Annotated in this window: 6 protein-coding genes; all 6 read right to left on the reverse strand. The window is 33.2% G+C overall.

The annotated features are described in order from the left end of the window. Window positions 1-1,469 (reverse strand): translation initiation factor IF-2 N-terminal domain-containing protein (locus AC30RD_RS06780; protein ID WP_489493639.1); only part of this gene is annotated, 1,469 nt, incomplete at its 3' end. Further along, window positions 1,462-1,680, reverse strand: coding sequence for a DUF448 domain-containing protein (locus AC30RD_RS06785; protein WP_489493640.1), 219 nt, complete (start codon window positions 1,678-1,680; stop codon window positions 1,462-1,464). The genes AC30RD_RS06785 and AC30RD_RS06780, both read right to left, overlap by 8 nt. A 64-nt stretch (window positions 1,681-1,744) precedes the next feature. After that, the gene (gene thrB, locus AC30RD_RS06790; RefSeq protein ID WP_489493641.1) at window positions 1,745-2,626 is read right to left on the reverse strand and encodes a homoserine kinase; all 882 of its coding nucleotides are present in this window, start codon (window positions 2,624-2,626) and stop codon (window positions 1,745-1,747) included. Window positions 2,627-2,635: 9 nt separating this feature from the next. Continuing rightward, window positions 2,636-3,091 (reverse strand): hypothetical protein, encoded by a 456-nt coding sequence (locus AC30RD_RS06795; RefSeq protein ID WP_489493643.1) that lies wholly within the window; start codon window positions 3,089-3,091, stop codon window positions 2,636-2,638. Then, window positions 3,084-3,974 carry a UDP-3-O-acyl-N-acetylglucosamine deacetylase gene (gene lpxC, locus AC30RD_RS06800; protein ID WP_489493644.1) on the reverse strand — a complete coding sequence of 297 codons (891 nt, stop codon included), beginning with the start codon at window positions 3,972-3,974 and terminating at the stop codon, window positions 3,084-3,086. Before lpxC ends, AC30RD_RS06795 begins: the two co-directional genes overlap by 8 nt. 56 nt (window positions 3,975-4,030) lie before the next feature. After that, window positions 4,031-4,254 (reverse strand): M23 family metallopeptidase (locus tag AC30RD_RS06805; RefSeq protein ID WP_489493645.1); only part of this gene is annotated, 224 nt, incomplete at its 5' end.

Consider the following 4,254-nt stretch of genomic DNA (forward strand, 5'->3'; position numbering starts at 1 on the left):
CCCGTTAATGCGCTAACTTCAACAAACTCATACTCTCCACCCCAGTCAACGGGTGCGATTCCAAGTTCGGAAAGTTGGGATTTAACAAGATCTGGATTTGCATCAGGTTTGTCTATCTTGTTTATAGCTACTATCATAGGAACATCTGCGCTTTTTGCGTGGTTTATAGCTTCAACGGTTTGAGGTTTTACACCATCATCTGCAGCTACTACGATTATGGCGATATCTGTTACTTGAGCGCCTCTAGCTCTCATTTCGGTAAATGCTTCGTGACCGGGAGTATCTATAAAAGTTATTTTTTTGCCATCTTTTACAACCATATAAGCGCCGATATGCTGCGTAATTCCTCCCGCTTCTTTTTCTACAACTTTTGTTTTTCTTATTCTATCAAGTAAAGAGGTTTTACCATGATCCACATGCCCCATCACGGTAATTACCGGTGGTCTTTCTTCTAAATAATCATCTTCTATCGCATCATAGGCTTTAACATAATCTATCTCTTCTTCGATATTTTTTGTTTTAATATCAAGTCCAAACTCTTCACCTAAAATCTCTAATGTATCCTTATCTAAAAAGTCGTTTTTTGTTACCATCATACCAAGATTAAAAAGAACTTTTATTACTTCACCGACACTTTTATTAATTTTGTCAGCAAACTCATATACTCTTATATTTTCAGGTATTGTGATCTCTTTTATCTCCGCTGCCTCTTTTACCTCTTTTTTCTTTTTCTTTTTCTTTTTTCCTCTACTTAAGCTTCTGGTTTCAAGAGTAAAACTTTTTCTTGAAACTTTTATCTTTTTCTCATCGATCTCTTTTTTTCTCTCTTGGGCTTCAACCTTTTGCAACTCTTCGCTAAAATCCGGAAGAACAACCTCTTCTTCTTCAAGTTCTACGCTTATATTGCTCAAATCCCTATCTGATAAAATCTCTATCTTTTTACCGCTCTCTTTTTTTGGAGCCGCTGGAGCTTTTTTAGCTTTTTTTGGTTTTCTTTTTGGTATCTCTAGCTCTTTTTCCTCTTTTTTCTCTTCTGTTTTTGCAGCTTCAACTTTAGCTTCAACTTTTGCCTTTTCTTCAGCTTCTATTGTCTTTTTCTTTTTTACTATCACTAAGCCTCTTCTTTTTTTAACAGAAGCCGTTGCTAACGTCTCTTTTTCCTCTTTTGCTACTTTAGGTTTTTCCTCTTTTGGAGCCTTTTTCTTTTCCTCTTTTTTAACCTCTTTTATCTCTTCTTTTTTAATTTCCTCTTTTTTAGGTTTTTCCTCTTTTTTAGGCGCAGGCTTTTTTTCCTCTTTTTTTGGAGCAACGCCGCTCATTATATATTCCATAAGCTTTTCTGCATCTTCCAAACTAACGCCGCTTGAGGGTGCTTTAACATTTAAGCCTATCTCTTTTGCCCTCTCAACAACTTCTTTACTTTTTAAGCCAAGCTCATTTGCAATCTCATGGATTCTAACTTTATCCATTATCAATAATCTCCTTTAACATTTTCAAAGCGAGTGTCGGATCGCATTTACATATTTTTGCCAGATTTTTTGCCAAATTTTTATCGTTTAAACACTCTTTGCATATATAAAAACTTCTTCCATAACCGCTATGTTTTGTGATTTTTTTATTCACACACTGAAGTCTTAAAAGATCTTTTTGCAAAAAGCGTTTTTTGCAATTTATGCACATTCTAACTGGTTCGCTCATTGGGGCTAATTATACCAAAAAGTTGCAATTTACCAAAATATTTTATTTATTTTATCGTCAATCCCTCATTGTCAAAATCCAATATTTTTATTTCAAACTGAGGAAATTTCTCTTCCAATACCTTTTTTAGCCTATTTGCGTCATCTTCGTAAACCATATTAAAAAAGGTTGATCCACTTCCAGAAAGGGTGCTCATAAGGGCTCCGTTTTCTAATGCGCACTTTTGAACCTCAAAAAGTATCGGCATAGCTTTCATTCTAATATCTTGATGAAATTTATCTTTTGCAGCTATTTTTAACATCTCCCAATCCTCATTAAAAATCGCAGCCGTCAAAAGAGAAGAGTGAGAAAGATTAAAAATAGCATCATCTTTGCTATAGAGTTTTGGAAGTTTTGTTCTTGAGTGTGCAGTAGATATAGGCTTATTAGGAATTACAACCACAGATTTTAATCCTTTTGGAATCTCTTTTTTAATACTAAATACTCTATTTTTTTCAACTACCGCTACGTTAAATCCTCCCATGACCGCCGGGGTGATATTGTCTGGATGATGCTCATACATCAAAGCAAGATCTAAAATTTTCCTTTTAGATATCGCTATGCCCGCCGCTTCGTAAGCCGCTCCTATAGCGCTAACAATTACTGCTGAACTACTTCCAAGACCTCTTGATAATGGAATATTATTATAAAACGTAAATCTAAATTTTACTCTTTTATTATCAACAAGATTTTTATAAAATTCATTAAATATCCTAATAAAAAGGTTATTTCCCTTTAATTTGAAATTTTTAGCGCCTTCGCCTTTTATTGAAACGCTAAAAAAGTTTGATTTTTTTATATGCACTTCGTTTCTTAAATCTAAAGCTATCCCCAAGCAGTCAAAACCCGGACCCATATTTGCACTTGTAGCTGGAACACTTATTATCAAAACTTATCCTTAAACAGCCGGTAAAATATATAATGGTTCAATATTTTCATCATACTCAATATCATCGATCCTTTTTGGCAATTCAAAAATATTCTCAACCTTTTTTTCTATTTTTTTCAAAAGGATTTTACCATTTTCTTTTACAAAATAGAGATTGCCCATTGCTTTTATGGGCCTGTTTTTACTAAAAGCAAAACCTTCGCTTGCAAAAACCTCAATATCTGAAACAATTTGAAGGGTTTTTAAAAAAATATAAACCAGTTTTATAGACATAAAACTGCCGGGACCTTTTGCAAAGATTATTTTTGTAATATTATATTTTTTTATTAAATCGTTATAGATTTTAGGAAGGACTTGGCTGGTCTTTTCGTTGCTTATAATCTCTTCAAATAAAACCCCATCTTTATACAATCCTACTTTAATGGGAGAAGATAGGGCTATTATAATAAGCTCTATCTTAGGCAAATGCTTTCTCAAAAGCAAAAACCTCTTCTTGAGTGTTTTGAATCTCGACAATTTCAAAATTGCTTTTATCTTTAAAAAGCTCTAAAGTTAGTTTATGATTTAGATGATGGCTTCCGGCATATGAGGAGTATTTTCCCATAAATAAAAAGCCAAGAAGAGACATATCTCCTATGGCATCTAAGATTTTATGTCTTACAAACTCATCTTCAAATCTCAATCCATCGCTATTTAAAATCTTTTTATCATCCAAAACTATCGCATTATCCAAACTTCCCCCAAGAGCCAAACCTATACTTCTTAGATACTGCACTTCATGTAAAAAACCAAAAGTCCTTGCCCTTGCGATTTCGTTTATAAAATCTTTTTTAGAAAAATCAAATTCATATTTTTGCCTGCCGATAATTGGATGGTCAAAATTTATCTCGAAACTAAATTTCAGATCATTTGCCGGAGTTAATTTTGCAAATTTTTCCCCTTCTTTAACCACTACCTCTTTTTTTATTTTTATTAATCTTTTGTTTTTTGCAAGCTTCTTTATGCCAGCCTCATCCAAAAGCATACAAAAACTAATGCTGCTTCCGTCCATAATAGGTATCTCATCTGAGTCGATAGAAATTCTTAAATTATCTATCCCGTATGAGTAAACAGCGGACATCAAATGTTCTATAGTTGAGATTGTTGCGCCATCTTTTCCTAAAACGGTTGCCATTTTCGTATTTATTACATATTCTGGTTTTAAAGGAATTGTAATGCCCAAATCTCTTCTATAAAAAACTATACCCATATCATCTTCTAAAGGTTCCAATACCATTCTAACAGGTTTTCCCCTATGAAGACCGATACCTGTTAGCTCAACTTTTTTAGCGATAGTGGTCTGTTTCATATATTGCCTTAATCGGGTTTTTTTTGCATTTTATCACATTCTTTCTTTATTATCGGTTATTTTTCCATATCTATTATCTTTTTTGCATCTTTTATAATATCCAAAACATTTAATTTTATCCATCTTTTATCCATCCATTCACTAGGGAGCACTTCAACTCCTTGTATCAATATTCCAAAATGCAAATGATCTCCCAAAGCAAGCCCAGATGTTCCTGTTTTTGCAATTATATCTCCACTAATAACTTGATCGCCTTTTTTTACATTAACTATAGAGCAAT

This window comes from Nitrosophilus sp., from assembly GCF_982775275.1.